The sequence below is a fragment of the Streptomyces sp. NPDC032198 genome, assembly GCF_040636975.1.
Lineage (GTDB): Bacteria > Actinomycetota > Actinomycetes > Streptomycetales > Streptomycetaceae > Streptomyces.
In genome coordinates this window covers 1-13,734 of sequence record NZ_JBEZVL010000028.1, presented here as the reverse complement: position 1 = coordinate 13,734, position 13,734 = coordinate 1, and the positions used below count along the sequence as shown (strand labels likewise).

The 13,734-nt window shown below is 71.1% G+C and carries 15 protein-coding genes; 8 read left to right on the top strand and 7 right to left on the bottom strand.

Annotation, left to right across the window (positions count from 1 at the left end; translation table 11 throughout):
• Positions 1-100: 100 nt before the first annotated feature.
• Positions 101-895, top strand: a complete 795-nt coding sequence (locus tag AB0E78_RS41240; RefSeq protein WP_361844658.1) for a VOC family protein — start codon at positions 101-103, stop codon at positions 893-895.
• 55 nt (positions 896-950) lie between these two features.
• On the opposite strand, the gene ligD (AB0E78_RS41235) is transcribed toward AB0E78_RS41240, so the two are convergent.
• Together ligD (AB0E78_RS41235) and AB0E78_RS41230 are read right to left on the bottom strand one after the other, a co-directional pair.
• The gene (gene ligD / locus AB0E78_RS41235) at positions 951-1,862 is read right to left on the bottom strand and encodes a non-homologous end-joining DNA ligase (protein ID WP_361844655.1); all 912 of its coding nucleotides are present in this window, start codon (positions 1,860-1,862) and stop codon (positions 951-953) included.
• 57 nt (positions 1,863-1,919) lie between these two features.
• Entirely contained in the window at positions 1,920-2,801 is an 882-nt protein-coding gene (locus AB0E78_RS41230; protein WP_361844652.1) for an SDR family oxidoreductase, read from the bottom strand.
• Between the two features lie 306 nt (positions 2,802-3,107).
• Between AB0E78_RS41230 and AB0E78_RS41225 the strand changes: the two genes are divergently transcribed.
• Positions 3,108-3,779, top strand: coding sequence for a DNA polymerase ligase N-terminal domain-containing protein (locus AB0E78_RS41225; protein WP_361844650.1), 672 nt, complete (start codon positions 3,108-3,110; stop codon positions 3,777-3,779).
• Positions 3,776-4,786: a non-homologous end-joining DNA ligase gene (ligD, locus tag AB0E78_RS41220; protein ID WP_361844647.1), complete on the top strand. Its 1,011-nt coding sequence runs from the start codon at positions 3,776-3,778 to the stop codon at positions 4,784-4,786. The genes AB0E78_RS41225 and ligD (AB0E78_RS41220) overlap by 4 nt, the downstream gene beginning before the upstream one ends.
• A gap of 48 nt (positions 4,787-4,834) precedes the next feature.
• Here the strand turns inward: ligD (AB0E78_RS41220) and AB0E78_RS41215 are convergent, their stop codons facing one another.
• On the bottom strand, positions 4,835-5,980 hold the full coding sequence (locus tag AB0E78_RS41215; protein WP_361844644.1) for a DUF6596 domain-containing protein: 1,146 nt from the start codon (positions 5,978-5,980) through the stop codon (positions 4,835-4,837).
• Positions 5,977-6,396, bottom strand: coding sequence for a YciI family protein (locus AB0E78_RS41210; protein WP_361844722.1), 420 nt, complete (start codon positions 6,394-6,396; stop codon positions 5,977-5,979). Before AB0E78_RS41210 ends, AB0E78_RS41215 begins: the two co-directional genes overlap by 4 nt.
• A gap of 171 nt (positions 6,397-6,567) precedes the next feature.
• On the opposite strand from AB0E78_RS41210, the gene AB0E78_RS41205 reads away from it, so the two are divergent.
• The 4 genes from AB0E78_RS41205 (at position 6,568) to AB0E78_RS41190 (ending at position 10,495) form a co-directional block, all read left to right on the top strand.
• A complete protein-coding gene (locus AB0E78_RS41205) occupies positions 6,568-7,296 on the top strand; it encodes an alpha/beta hydrolase (RefSeq protein WP_361844641.1) in 729 nt (242 codons plus the stop codon).
• A gap of 340 nt (positions 7,297-7,636) precedes the next feature.
• Positions 7,637-8,461, top strand: a complete 825-nt coding sequence (locus AB0E78_RS41200) for an endonuclease/exonuclease/phosphatase family protein (RefSeq protein WP_361844639.1) — start codon at positions 7,637-7,639, stop codon at positions 8,459-8,461.
• A 189-nt stretch (positions 8,462-8,650) separates the two neighbouring features.
• On the top strand, positions 8,651-9,574 hold the full coding sequence (locus AB0E78_RS41195; protein WP_361844636.1) for a VOC family protein: 924 nt from the start codon (positions 8,651-8,653) through the stop codon (positions 9,572-9,574).
• 99 nt (positions 9,575-9,673) lie between these two features.
• On the top strand, positions 9,674-10,495 hold the full coding sequence (locus AB0E78_RS41190) for a SigB/SigF/SigG family RNA polymerase sigma factor (RefSeq protein ID WP_361844719.1): 822 nt from the start codon (positions 9,674-9,676) through the stop codon (positions 10,493-10,495).
• A gap of 114 nt (positions 10,496-10,609) precedes the next feature.
• On the opposite strand, the gene AB0E78_RS41185 is transcribed toward AB0E78_RS41190, so the two are convergent.
• Genes AB0E78_RS41185 through AB0E78_RS41175 form a run of 3 tightly spaced genes read right to left on the bottom strand, consistent with a single transcriptional unit; the run spans position 10,610 to position 12,293 of the window.
• Positions 10,610-10,990 (bottom strand): hypothetical protein, encoded by a 381-nt coding sequence (locus AB0E78_RS41185; RefSeq protein WP_361844633.1) that lies wholly within the window; start codon positions 10,988-10,990, stop codon positions 10,610-10,612.
• Between the two features lie 14 nt (positions 10,991-11,004).
• Positions 11,005-11,553: a DUF3291 domain-containing protein gene (locus tag AB0E78_RS41180; RefSeq protein ID WP_361844630.1), complete on the bottom strand. Its 549-nt coding sequence runs from the start codon at positions 11,551-11,553 to the stop codon at positions 11,005-11,007.
• 32 nt (positions 11,554-11,585) lie between these two features.
• The gene (locus AB0E78_RS41175; protein WP_361844628.1) at positions 11,586-12,293 is read right to left on the bottom strand and encodes a helix-turn-helix domain-containing protein; all 708 of its coding nucleotides are present in this window, start codon (positions 12,291-12,293) and stop codon (positions 11,586-11,588) included.
• A gap of 207 nt (positions 12,294-12,500) precedes the next feature.
• On the opposite strand from AB0E78_RS41175, the gene AB0E78_RS41170 reads away from it, so the two are divergent.
• The gene (locus tag AB0E78_RS41170; RefSeq protein WP_361844626.1) at positions 12,501-13,673 is read left to right on the top strand and encodes a serine hydrolase domain-containing protein; all 1,173 of its coding nucleotides are present in this window, start codon (positions 12,501-12,503) and stop codon (positions 13,671-13,673) included.
• Positions 13,674-13,734 lie beyond the last annotated feature (61 nt).

The window sequence follows — 13,734 nt, the reverse complement described above, 5'->3', positions numbered from 1 at the left end:
TTCGCGGCCGCCGGGGACACAGCGCGACGTGAGGCCCTTCGGTGGAGATGATGGAGCCGCAAGGGGGTGGGGCGCCCATCGACCTCAGAACGGTACGAAGATGAACAGCGGCAAAGCACCTGCAAGCCACAACGTAACCAGCAGCTCGGTGTTCGGGGCACCCTGCTGGGTCAGCTTGACCACCCGGGATCTAGAGGCTGCGCAGGAGTTCTACCACGCCGTACTGGGCTGGGACTGGCGCGTGGGCAAGCTCGGCGACCAGTACAGGTTCGCGAGTGTGAACGGAGTGCCGGTGGCGGGAGTGTCCGCCGTGGAGGCCATCGGGCAGACCGGCGTCGCCTGGACTCCCTTCTTCGCCGCGTCCAGCGCGAACGAGACCGTGGCCCGCAGCCAGGAGCGGGGCGGAACGACCGCCGTGGGCCCCCTGTCGTTCCCTCCGGGGCGGGCGGCCCTGGTCGCGGATCGCGAGGGGGCGGTCTTCGGCATCTGGGAGGGCGAGCTGGTGTCCGACTGGGAGGCCTGGCGCCGCGCGGCTCCGGTCTTCGTGGAGCTCTACACCCGGGACGCCTTCGACGCGGCCATCTTCTACGCGGAGGTCCTGGGCTGGGCGTCCGCGGCCTCGGGCTGCTGCGAGGTCCACTACGAGGACGAAGGGGTCGTTCTGCGCAGCCAGGGCGACGTCGTGGCCCGCATCCATTCGGGCGCGGTGGAATCCGCGCCCGATCCGGAGGTCCGGCCCCACTGGCAGATCCACTTCACGGTCGCGGACGTGGACGCCTGCGCCCAGGCCGCGCTCGCCCACGGCGGTAGTGTCCTGTGGGGCACGGGCGGGGCGCGGGAGGCGATCCTGTGCGATCCCGACGGGGCGCACTTCGTGGTGAACGCAGCGTCCTGAGCATCCGGACCGGCGTCTTGATCATCCGGATCGGCCTCCGCGGGTCGCGATGTCGCTAGGCGTGCGCACCTTCTTCCAGCCGCCGGGCGGCCGTGCTCACGGCGCGCGCGTGCCGGGCGAGGCCCGCCCAGGGGTCCTTGTCGAGACGATCGCCGAGGTCGGTCACGGTCCATCGGCGGGCGGTCAGCTCAGGATCGTCCAGTTCATCCCAGCTCAACGGCACCGCCACAGGGGCGCCCGGCCTGGACCGGACGGCGAACGGAGCGACCACGGTCTGGGCGTAGCCATTGCGCGCGACATCCAGATACAGCCGCCCCTTGCGGGCGTCCTTGCGGGGCTCGGTCGTCAGCTCCTTCTCGTGCCGCGCCGCCAGCGTCCGAGCGGCGGCGCGGGAGAACGCGAGCACGTCGTCGGCGTCATCGCGCCGGTTCAGCGGTACGACGACGTGCAGACCGCGTGAGCCGGTGGTCATCAGGCCCGACGGAAGGTCCAGCTCATCGAGCAGCTCGTGCAGGCGGTGTGCCGCGCCGCGCACCGGCTCGAAGTCGTCGGCGGGCGGGTCCAGGTCGAAGACCAGGCGGTCGGGGCGGCGCGGCCGGTCGGCGCGGCTGAGCCAGCGGTGGGGGGTGATGCACGCCTGGCCCGCGAGATAGACCAGGGTCGCCGCGTCGTCACAGACCACATGCGTCACCTCACCGCCCTCCTTGGCCACCGTGGCGCGGTGGATCCAGTCGGGGAAGTAGTCGGAGACCTCCTTCTGGTAGAAGCGGTCTCCGTCGATCCCGTCCGGCATCCGCTCCAGCATCAGCGGCCTGCCGCGCAGTTCGGGCAGCATGCGCGGTGCCGCACGCCGGTAGTGCTCGGCCAGATCGGCCTTGGTGATGCCGTCCTGCGGGAACAGCTCCTTCTCGGCTCGCTTCACCTCGATCTTGCGCCGTCCGACCCGCAGATCAACCGTGGGGCTCATGTCACGCCTCCTTCGCACCGACGCTTCCGCCGCCTCGCCCCTTCCCGCTCCGCCGGGTCACGGCAGCGGCGTGCCGCCGGTGGCGTTCATGATCTCCGCGGTGATGAAGCTCGCGTGCTCCGACGCCAGGAACACATAGGCGGGCGCCATCTCGGCGGGCTGGGCCGGCCGCCCCATCGGGGCCTGCTCGCCGAACTTCTTGGTGTCCGGCATCGTGGCCGGGATCAGCGGCGTCCAAACCGGCCCGGGAGCAACGGCGTTGACGCGGATGCCGTTCTCGACCAGCATCTGCGCGAGGCCCTGGGTGAACGTGACGATGGCGCCCTTGGTCATGGCGTAGTCGAGCAGATGCGGGCTCGGCTTGTAGGCCTGCACCGACGTGGTGTTGATGATGGACCCGCCCGACGGGATGTGCGGCACGGCCATCTTGCACAGCCAGAACATGCCGTACAGGTTCGTCCGTACGACGCGGTCGAACTGCTCCGTGGAGATGTCCGCGATGCCCCCGGGCTGGGACATCTGGTACGCCGCGTTGTTGACCAGTACGTCGATCCGCCCGAACTCCGTCACGGCTCGCTCGACGAGGCGACGGCACTGCTCCTCGTCCCGGATGTCGCACGGTACGGCCAGGCCGCGGCGCCCTGCCTTCTCGACGAGGCCGGCCGTCTCCTGGGCGTCCTCCGCCTCCGTGGGCAGGTAGGTGAACAGGACGTCGGCGCCTTCGCGTGCGTAGGCGAGCGCGACGGCCCGGCCGATGCCGGAGTCACCACCGGTCACGACCGCCACCCGGTCCTTCAGCAGCCCGCTTCCCCGGTAGGACTCCTCGCCGTGGTCGGGGGGCGGGTCCATGGCTCCGGTCCAGCCCGGCGGCTCCTGGTCCTGTGCGGCGAACTCCGGCTGCGGGTGCTTCGTCGTCGGGTCCTGCGGGGCGTCACCCATCGCTGCTCTTCCTTCCTCGGATCCACTCCGTCCAGCTTGCGCCGCGTCTCTCGGCGGCGCGAACGCCTGACACCGCTCACGGCGTACGACCTGAGCGAACGCGGGGCGTCGGAACATCGGGTGTCCCGCGGGACGCGGTCCCACACATGCGGGTCCGCGCCAGTCGCCGTTCCGCACCTCTCCCCTGTCCGAGCCCCTCGCCCACGCAGCGCTCGCCGTGCGGGGGAGGTCGGGGGTGCATAACCTGGCCGGGGCCGCGCCGACCACCGCCGACCGCGGTCAGCGACCCGAGAGAAGGGGCCCGCCGTGAGCGAGAAGGACGGCCTGCGGACCTACCGCGGCAAGCGGCACTTCGACAGGACGAGCGAGCCGAGCGGCGAGCGATCGGCTCGGGACGCCGCCGGTCCGGCTCCGTCCGATGAGCCCACGTTCGTGGTGCAGATCCACGACGCGAGCACGATGCACTTCGACTTCCGCCTCGAGGTCGACGGCGTACTGAAGTCCTGGTCGGTCCCCAAGGGCCCCTCCACCGACCCGCACGACAAACGCCTTGCCATCCCCACCGAGGACCACCCGCTGGAGTACAGGGACTTCGAAGGCGTGATCCCCGAGGGCGAGTACGGCGGCGGAACCGTCATCGTCTGGGACCGCGGCACCTACCGTCCCACCAGCCACGACAAGCGCAACCGGCCGGTGCCCTTCGGTGAAGCCCTGGAGAAGGGCCACGTCACGTTCGACCTGCGCGGCGAGAAACTGCGCGGACAGTACGCGCTCACCCGCTTCCACGGCCGCGAGGAGAAGAGCGGCGGGTCCGCCGCGAAGCCCACCTGGCTGCTCGTGCGGACCGGGCACGGCTCGGGCGGCGGCACCCCCGATCCACGGCGGGCACGGTCGGCACGCAGCGGCCGTACGCTGCGCCAGGTCGCCGAGGCGCCGGACGCGCCGACATGGGATCCGCACGGCGGTGGTGAGGGATGACCGGCCTGCTCGACACTCTGCCGCCCGGCCTCGACGGCCGCATCCGCGAGGCCGCGCCGGGTGTCGACCTCGCGGCTTCCCCGATGCTGGCGACGCTCACCGACCGGCGCGACTTCCCGGCCGGCTGGATCTTCGAGCGGAAACTGGACGGCATCCGGGCGCTCGCGGTGCGCGAGAACGGCAAGGTGACCCTCCGTTCCCGCTCCGGGCGACGGCTCGACGCCACGTACCCGGAAATCGTCGACGCCCTCGCAGGACAGGACTGCGCGGACTTCACCATCGACGGAGAGATCGTCGCCTACGCGCACGGCCGGACCGACTTCGCACGACTCCAGCAGCGCATGGGGCTCACCCGGCCCGCCGACGTCGCGGCGTCCAGGGTCGCGGTGACCTACTACGTCTTCGATCTCCTGCGCCTGGACGGCATGGATGTGCGGCGGCTGCCATTGCGCACCCGCAAGTCCCTGCTGCGGCGCTCCCTCGCGTTCACCGCGCCCCTGCGGTTCAGCACCCATCGCAACGAAGGCGGGCCCGAACTCCTCGCCGACGCGTGCCGGCGCGGCTGGGAGGGCCTCATCGCCAAACGCGCCGAGAGCACCTACCAGGCGCGCCGCTCCGGCGACTGGCTCAAGCTGAAGTGTTCCCGGGGCCAGGAGTTCGTGGTGGGCGGCTTCACCGAGCCCACGGGCAGCCGGGAAGGTATCGGCGCGCTGCTCATCGGCTACTACGAGGGCGGGCGGCTGCGCTACGCGGGCAAGGTCGGCACCGGATTCGACCGGCGCACGCTGCTCGCCCTGCGCCAGGAACTCGACGAACTCCAGGTGCCTGACCCGCCGTTCGAGGATCCGGTCGCGGAGCGGACCGCACACTGGGCACGGCCACGGCTCGTCGCGCAGGTCGCCTTCACGGAGTGGACGCGCGACGGCATGCTCCGCCACCCCCGCTACCAGGGGCTGCGGGACGACAAGGATCCGGCCGATGTAGTCAGGGAGCACGGGAAGCCCTGAACTCCGCGGCTGCCGAGCACCCCGCACGTATCGACGTCAGCACCAACGTCAGTGGCTCCGGCGGGCGTTGAGCCGTGCCGCCTGGCGTGTCAGGTGGTCGCGTTCGGGGAGGTTGGGGGCCTTGTCGGCCGCCTCGGCGTACAGCCGTACCGCCGTCGCCAGGTCGCCGTCGCGCTCGTGGAGGTACGCCGCCACGGCGGCGTGGCGGGGCAAGGAGTCATCGAGCTCCGCGAGCGCCGCCAGGCCGGCGCGCGGTCCATCGGCCTCGCCGACGGCCACCGCGCGGTTGAGCCGCACGACCGGGCTGTCGGTCAGACGCGCGAGTTCGTCGTACCACTCGACGATCTGCACCCAGTCGGTCTCCGCCGCGGTGGGCGCGTCGGCGTGCAGCGCCGCGATGGCGGCCTGGGCCTGGAATTCGCCGAGCCGGTCGCGGGCGAGGGCCGTGTGCAGGATCGCGATGCCCTCGGCGATCGCCTTGGTGTCCCACCGGCCGCGGTCCTGCTCGGCGAGCGGCACCAGGCTGCCGTCGGGCGCGGTCCTTGCGGTACGCCGGGCGTGGTGGATCAGCATGAGGGCGAGCAGGCCCGCCACCTCGGGGTGGTCGATCGCGGCCGCGAGCTGCCGGGTGAGCCTGATGGCCTCGGCGGCGAGATCGACGTCGCCGGAGTAGCCCTCGTTGAAGACGAGGTAGAGGACGCGCAGCACGGTGGCGACGTCCCCGGTCTTGTCGAAGCGCACGTCGGAAACGGTGCGCTTGGCCCGGCTGATGCGTTGCGCCATGGTCGCCTCGGGCACCAGGTAGGCCTGGGCGATCTGGCGGGTGGTGAGACCGCCGACGGCGCGCAGGGTGAGCGCGACCGCGGAGGCAGGTGTCAGCGACGGGTGGGCGCACAGGAAGTAGAGCTGGAGCGTGTCGTCCACGGCGGATGCGGGTCCGGGCGCCGGTTCCTCGTCGACGCGCTCCTCACGCCGACGGCGTGCGGTGTCCGCGCGGGTCGCGTCGAGGAACTTGCGCCACGCCGCGGTGACCAGCCAGCCCTTGGGGTCGCGGGGCGGGTCGGCCGGCCAGACGCGGAGCGCTTCGACCATGGCGTCCTGCACGGCATCTTCGGCCGCCGCGAAGTCCGCTCCGCGACGGACGAGGATGCCAAGGACGCTGGGGGTGAGGCTCCGGAGCTCGACCTCGTTCATCCGTGAGGGCACTCCGTGGCGGTGGACTTCGTGCCCATGAACGGGCGGACCTCGAGCCACTCGTGGATCGGTTTGCCGCCCGCTCCGGGGGCAGCCGACAGTTCCCCGGCCAGTTCGAGGGCGCGGTCGTGGCTGTCGACGTCGATGACCATCCAGCCGGCGATGAGGTCCTTGGTCTCGGCGAAGGGGCCGTCGGTGACCGGCGGGCGCCCCTCTCCGTCGTAGCGAACCCACGTCCCCTCGGGGGCCAGCCCCTGACTGTCGACGAACTCACCGGTCTCCACGAGCCGGTCCGCGAAGTCGCTCATGTACTGCACGTGCGCGGAGATCTCCTCCGGTGTCCACTGGTCCATCGGCGCGTCGTTGACCGAAGCCGGGGCGCCACGGTAGTGCTTGAGCAGCAGGTACTTGGCCATGGTGGTGTTCTCCTCGGGGCTGGTGCGTTTCATTATGGTCACGTCCACCACGGGGACGAAGTCGGCACGAGTCCCGCGCATCGCCGGACGCCTTCTTCCGACCGCGTATGTACCCCTGGACCCCTGTACCCCTGGACCCCTCGCCCCTCGTGAAGTACCGGAGGAACCGACTTGACCATCACGACCCGGACCGTGCGATACGCCACCGGCGGCGACAGCAAACTCCTCGACGTCTACGCCTCCGGGCAGCAGGACAACCGGTGTGTCCTGCTGTGGCACGGGATGGGGCCCGATGAGCGGGACGTGCTGGCCTCGCTGGCCGGGCAGATCGCCGGGCTGGGTCCCACCGTCCTTGTCCCCGACTGGCGTTCGGACCAGCCCGATGGCGGGCGGGAACATCTCACCGACGCCTTGCGGTACGGCCGTGATCACGTACGCGAACTCTGCGACGGCAGCGGCCAGTTGGCCCTCGCCGGGTGGTCGGCGGGGGCGGGCGCCGCGATGGGTGTGGCCCTCCAGCCGGAGCACTTCGACGGCTGGCGGCCTGCCGCGGTGGTGGGCATCGCGGGCGGCTACCGGCGCCCGGCACCCAGCACGGGCACCGTGCCCCTCCAAGCGGTTGGCCGGGCGGTGGCCCCCATCCCCATCCGGCTCGTGCACGGCACCGCGGACGAGGTCGTACCCGTCGATTCCTCGCGCGAACTGCACGAAGCCCTGCTGGCGCACGGTTGGGACTCCGAGCTGTCCGAGCCGGTCACCGACCACGCCGGGGTGCTGGGCTGCGCCTACGACCCCGCTGCCGGGCGGTGTCTGCCGGCGAAGGAGCCTTCCGTGTCGGACCTCGGGCGCCGGACGGCACATGTCATAGCGGGCGCGGCGTGGCCGTGCGGGCAGGCGTGAGGCGGTGGACGAGCACCACCGGCTGACCGCCGACGCCGACGCGCGTCGGCGCGAGGTGTGGGCCGTACGTGCTGTTCAGCCTGTCGGCGACCCATGACAGACGTGCGCTGCGGCCCGTCGAGCCGTTCCTCGCTCACCCTGATTCCGGCGTGCGCGGGGAGGCGGAGCTCGCCGCGGCCGCGCTGCGCGCATGCGGGGCCGGGTCGTCTCCACCCTGCGGTGCGGCCTGAGCGCACCGGTGATTACCGGTCATGCGGGCGGCGATCGCGGTTGACCGGAGCCCGGCAGTGGTCAAGATGCTCCTGCGACCGATCCGCGACGAGAAGGCAGGGCGGCAGTGATGCGCGTGCTGACGTGGAACCTCTGGTGGCGCTTCGGCCCGTGGGAGGAACGGCGCAAGGCCGTCCTCGCGGTGTTGGGTGACCTCTGCCCCGATGTCATCGGCCTGCAGGAGGTGTGGGCCTGCGGCGGCGAGAACCTCGCGGAATGGCTGGCGGGCCAGCTCGACATGCACTGGACCTGGGCCGCCTCCCGTGCCCCCGAGCGGTGGCACAAGCGGCTCGGGGACTCGACCGTCGACATCGGCAACGCCGTCCTGAGCCGCTGGCCCATCACCGAGCACGCCATGATGGAGTTGCCCGCACGTGAGGCCGACTACGACGGCCGCCTGGCGCTCTACGCACGCATCAACGCCCCTGCCCGGCCCGTCCCGTTCTTCACCACCCACCTCACGTCGGCCGTCGACGCCTCCGCGGTGCGCTGCCAACAGGTCAGGGCGCTCGCGGAGTTCGTGGCCGAGCACAGGGGCGGAACCGACTTCCCGCCCGTGGTCACCGGCGACTTCAACGCATGGCCGGACTCCGACGAGATACGGCAGTTCGGTGGCTACAAGACGGCACCCGCCGTCCCCGGCCAGGTCTTCCTCGACGCGTGGGAGTACGCCGACCCGGCGCAGCCCGCAGCGACCTGGCTCGCCGCCAACCCGTACGTCGCCGCCGGATTCGAACCCAGCGCCCGCATCGACTACATCCACGTGGGTCCCCCCGGCCCCGGAGGGCTGGGCTCCGTCCGCTCCGTGCGACGTGTCGGCGACGAGCCGGTGGACGGCGTCTGGCCCTCCGACCATGCCGCTGTGCTCGCGGACCTGAGGTCACCACAGGCGTAGGAACCGTCCGGTGCGCCGCCCCGCACCGGGCCCAAGGGCCCGCGGCGGGGCTTTGGCACTGGGCAGGACAGGGCCTTGGTCCCCGGGATGGGTGAGCAAGGTCCCGGTATGGCGACTCCCCTCTGCGGAACGACTCGCGAGACCGCCGGAACCAGATGGGGAGAGGGCGCTATGCCAAGAGACATCGGTGTGAGCAGTGAGCGTGAACAGCAGCGGCGGGAGGGTCCGGCTCCGCGCGCCAGGGGCCGGGGCCGGGAGGCGCGGCACGGGTGGACCGGCATCAGGCCGTTCCGGCGGGCGGAAGGGCTGCGCCTGGTCCCGCCGGCCGGTGAGCGGCAGCCCGCGCTGCCCGGCAAGCGCCTGCCGCCGGGCCCTGCGGTCAGGACGCGCGGCGCCCCCTGCTGGCTGAGCCTGGCCTCGGGCGATGCCTCGGCCGCCAGGGAGTTCTATGCCCGGGTTCTGGGCTGGTGCCATGTCCCGCTGCTCGGCCCGCAGGGCAAGCCGCGTTTCCTGGCGCTGCGGGCCGGGGCGCCGGTGGGAACCCTCAGCCAGGCCACGTGCGAGCTGGGCGTCTCCGCGGGCTGGATTCCGTACTTCGCGGTCGCTGACGTGGATGCCACGGTGGGCCGGCTGCGTGAGCTCGGCGCCACCGTCGCCGTAGGGCCGCTGACCACCGAGACCGGGCGGCTCGCCGTGGCGGCGGGCCCGCGGGAAGCGGTGTTCGGCCTGCGCCGGCAGGCCCCCGATCACCGCTGGCGGGCGGGCGAGGGCCCCGTCGCTCGATTCGAGCTGCACACCCCGGACATCTTCGCCGCCGCCTGCTTCTACGGGGACGTACTGGACTGGGCCGGCCCGGCGGGTGACACGTGCAAGGTCGAGTACACGCACGGGCGGATCGAGGTGCGCGAAGGGCTGCGTACGGTCGCCGCGCTCAGGGACGCCGCCGCGTCGGGGTGGCGCCCGTGCTTTCGCGTGGCCGACGCCGACGTGGCCGCCGCGGCGGCGACCGGCCGGGGCGGGCGGGTCATCTCGCCGCCCGAAGGGCCTCGTTGCCGGCGCGAGGCCGTACTTGCGGACCGCGAAGGCAATCCCTTCACCGTCATCGCGAGCTGAGCAATCCAAGACAAGAGTGTGAGGAGCCAGACGATGTTTCTGCAGGCAGCGGATGTGGACGACGCCGCTGAACCGACGGAGCGGGACCAGGGCGAGAGCATGGCGCTGCCGTGGATCGAGGAAGCCGACCAGGTGGCGCCGAAGGACGCCCGGGAGCTTTCGAAGCTCTTCTTCGAGCGGCTCCAGACTGTTGAGCAGGGGTCCCCCGCCTACCTGTACACACGCAACACGCTGATCGAGATGAACCTGTCCTTGGTGCACTATGTGGCCGGCCGCTACCGCAACCGCGGCAACGGTCAGCTGGAGGACATCGTCCAGGTCGGAATCGTGGGCCTGATCAAGGCGATCGACCGCTTCGATGTCGGCCGCGGCCATGAGTTCATATCCTTCGCCGTCCCCTACATCCTCGGGGAGATCAAGCGCCACTTCCGTGACACCAGCTGGGCCGTGCACGTACCGCGCAGACTGCAGGAACTGCGCCTCCAACTGGTCAAGTCCCAGGAGCGGTTGTCCTCGAAGCTCGGTCGCGAACCAACGGTCCCGGAGCTCGCGGCCGACCTCACGGTGACCGAGGAGCAGGTCCTGGAGGTGATCGTGGCAGCCAATGGCTACGCCGCCGGATCGCTGGACAGCCCGCGTATCGAGGGCGAGGAAACCGGGTCCCAGACCACCGGCCGCTCCCTTTCCGACGTCATCGGCGAGGAAGACCCAGCCATCGAGGTGTTCGAGTACCTGCACGCGCTGGCCCCGCTCCTGGCCGGACTCGCCGAACGCGAACGCCGCATCATCGAGATGCGCTTCGGCCAGGAGATGACCCAGGCCCAGATCGGCGCCGCTCTGGGCCTTTCACAGATGCACGTCTCGCGGCTCCTGTCGGCCACCCTCGCCTCACTGCGCACCGGCCTGCTCACCCTCGACTAGCGGGGCGGGCGGAAGGGCGGCTCCACCCCGTCGACCGGTGTGGGTCCGGGCAGCACGCTGTCCGGACCCACACCGGTCGAACCGTCGGCGGCCCATACGACCACCGCGTTCGGCCTACGAGGCGTTTCGGTTGATCAGCTCTTTGAGGTGGGCGATCTCGGCGGCGTGTTCGCTCAGCCGCTGTGAGGTCTTGCCACTGGTGTGGAGCACCGCTCCCGCGACGGACACCGGCACCGAAAGACCGAGAACGCCGAGGATCTCGGGCCAGTCCCGCTGGGCGGCGCACGCATCGCGGAAGCTCGAACTCGCATAGGCCGTGGGGCCGTCCGTGAACAGGCGTGACTCGCACATGCCGCCCGCGTCGTAGGGCAGGACCAGGAGCAGGGCGAACCACGCCCACAGGGCGATGCCCGCGGCCAGCAGCAGGAAACCCCACGCCTCCGCGTTCTGGGCGCGTCTTTGGAGCCGCGTACGGGAGGGGGTGGTCGGGTTCATGACAGACGAACTTATCAAGGCCGCGCCGAGTCGAGCGGAGCCGCCTCGACCGGGCCCGCCTCGACCGGAACAGTCTGGAACGGAACAGCCTGGAACGGAGCCGCCTCGGCCGCGGTGTAGGAGGAGGCGAAGGTGAAGGCGCGCGGGGACGGACCGTGTGCCTGCAGGTCCGCCAACCGCTCCAGCGCTTCGCCGACTGTCGGCAGGTGACCGGCGGGAACCCACCACAGGACCAGGTGCGCCTCGACGTGCCGCTCGAACCATTCACGGCGCTGCCGCATCACTTCGAGGTGCCCGCTGCGATAGGTGAAGTCCCACAGGGCCTCCTGGGTCTCCCACACCGACAGGTTGACGATGACGTCATCGCCCGCCGGGCGCAGGCCGGTGGCATCGGCCGCCCCTTCCTCCACGAGTCGCCACACGAAGCCGGGAGTGTCGTCGGCCGCGGCGTTGACCGGATCGAGCAACTCGACGAAGGGCGCGATGCGCGGGTCGTCCAGGGGATGGAGGAGCGTGGCGATGTTGAGCTCGGCGAGGTGGGCGGCATGCGTGGATGCGGTCATGGCGCCATCCCAGCACGGCCCGCTTTTCTATGTCAATGAGAATTGTTTTTAGAAGAGTCGAGCACGTTCGAGGAGTCGTGCACGTTCGAAGCGTCGAGCACCACGCAGCACTCCCCCGGCCGAGCGTCCATACGAGCGCGGACAGGGCCTTCCGCGCCGAGCAGCCCCTCCAGCAGCGCGAGATTCATTCCGCAGACGAGCGGAGGGAAGCGCTCGGACACGGCGTGAAACGGGCAGTTGCGCATCCGGACGACCCGCCCCGCTTCCTCGGCCTCCACCTCCAGGTGCGGTTCGTAGCCGCGCGCGGCCAGCAGTTCCATGGCCTCTTCGAGGTCCCCGCAGGGCGCCGCCGAGCCGCGCAGAGCCTCGCCCCGGCGGCGGGCTGCCGCGCAGAGCCCGGCGTCGAGACCTGCCTCCTCGGCAGCCTCGGCGAGCAGCTCGGCCGCGGTGCGGTAGTCGCGGGCGGGCAGCGACACCGACCGCTCGACCCGCGCCCGCGTGTAGACCTTGGCGGGGCGGCCCGCCCCCGGCCCCGAGCGGCCCGTCAGGCGGCGGCTGCCACTCTCCAGCAGCCCGGCGTCCGTCAGCTTGTCCAGATGGTGCGCGGCGAGGGTGCGCGCCACCCCGGCCGCCTCGGCGGCCTCATTACGGCCGACTTCACGGCCTTGCGCCGCCACGTACTCGTACAGGCGGCGCCGCACGGGATCCTGCAGCACCGCGATCGCTTCGATGTCCTCCACCCGGCCATTCTAGGAACAACGCGGGTTGGAGATAGAAGGACCCGCACCGAAGACGATTCAGCAGACCCATCTCAACCATCGCGCCACTGTCGCGGTCTTGGTACGCAGGCGGCCCTCCCGCAGCGCGGTCAGTAGCCCCCACAGTCGCCCCGGGGACAGGGTGCCGCGCGATTACGACCCGGTTCGAGCGACTGCGAGGAGTACGCAATGGCGTTACGGAAGAGCACGAGGACCGGCGTGGTGGGTGTCGCGGCGGCCGCGATGGCAGCCGGCGCGTTCATGGTGCCCGCCAGGGCAGCGTCGGACACACCTCCCGCGGGGGACGGCCACCGGGCCACACAGCGCTCGATGGACGCGATCGTGAAGGCGGGCACCCCCGGCATCACGGCCCAGGCGCGTGACGCCGACGGAGTCTGGGAAGCGACGTCGGGCGTCGGCGATCTGCGGTCAGGCGCGCCACGCGGCAAGGACGACAAGTTCCGCGCCGGCAGCATCACCAAGACTTTCGTGGCCACCGTCCTGCTCCAGATGGAGGCCGAGGGGAAACTCAGCCTCGACGACACCGTGGAGCGCCACCTGCCCGGCCTGGTGCGGAGCAACGGCAACAACGGCCGCAGGATCACCGTCCGGCAACTGCTCAACCACACCAGCGGACTGTTCGACTACCTCGACGACGAGAAGTACATCGAGACGTACACGGGCGAGGGCTATCTCAAGCACCGCTATGACACCGTGCCGCCCGAGAACCAGGTGAAGGCGGCCCTCTCCCACCGGCCCCCGTCCAAGCCCGGCGCCAAGCACGCGTACTCCAACACCAACTACATCCTGGCGGGGCTGATCGTCGAAAAGGTCGGCACGAGGCGGTCGTACGAGGAGGAGGTCCGCGCGCGCATCATCGAGCCCCTGGGGCTGAAGAACACCTCCAACCCGCGCACCAGCGTCCACCTTCCCCGGCCCAGCAGTCGGGGCTACTCCAAGCTCTTCAAGTCGGCACCCGACCGGATCGACGACATCACCGAGATGAACGGGTCGCAGGGCTGGGCCGACGGCGACCTCATCTCCACCACGGGCGACCTGAACCGGTTCTACAAGGCTCTGCTGACCGGCAAGCTCCTGCCGCCGAAGCAGCTGAAGGCGATGAAGACCACCGTCGACTCCCCCGGTGCCCCGTACGCGGCCTACGGGCTCGGCCTCGCCCGGCTCGAGACGAGCTGCGGCACCACTCTCTGGGGCCACGCCGGAGGCATCGTCGGGTGGCTCTCCATGGCCGTGACCACCCCGGACGGCCGTCATCAACTCGCCTACAACTTCAACGGAGACTGGGACGCGGCGTCCTGGCTCAAGCTCACCGAAGCCGAGTACTGCAACACATCCCCGTGACCGAGCGGTCGGCCGCCCGGTGGGGGCGCGGGGGGGGGGGGGGGGGCGGGAAAACCCGCCC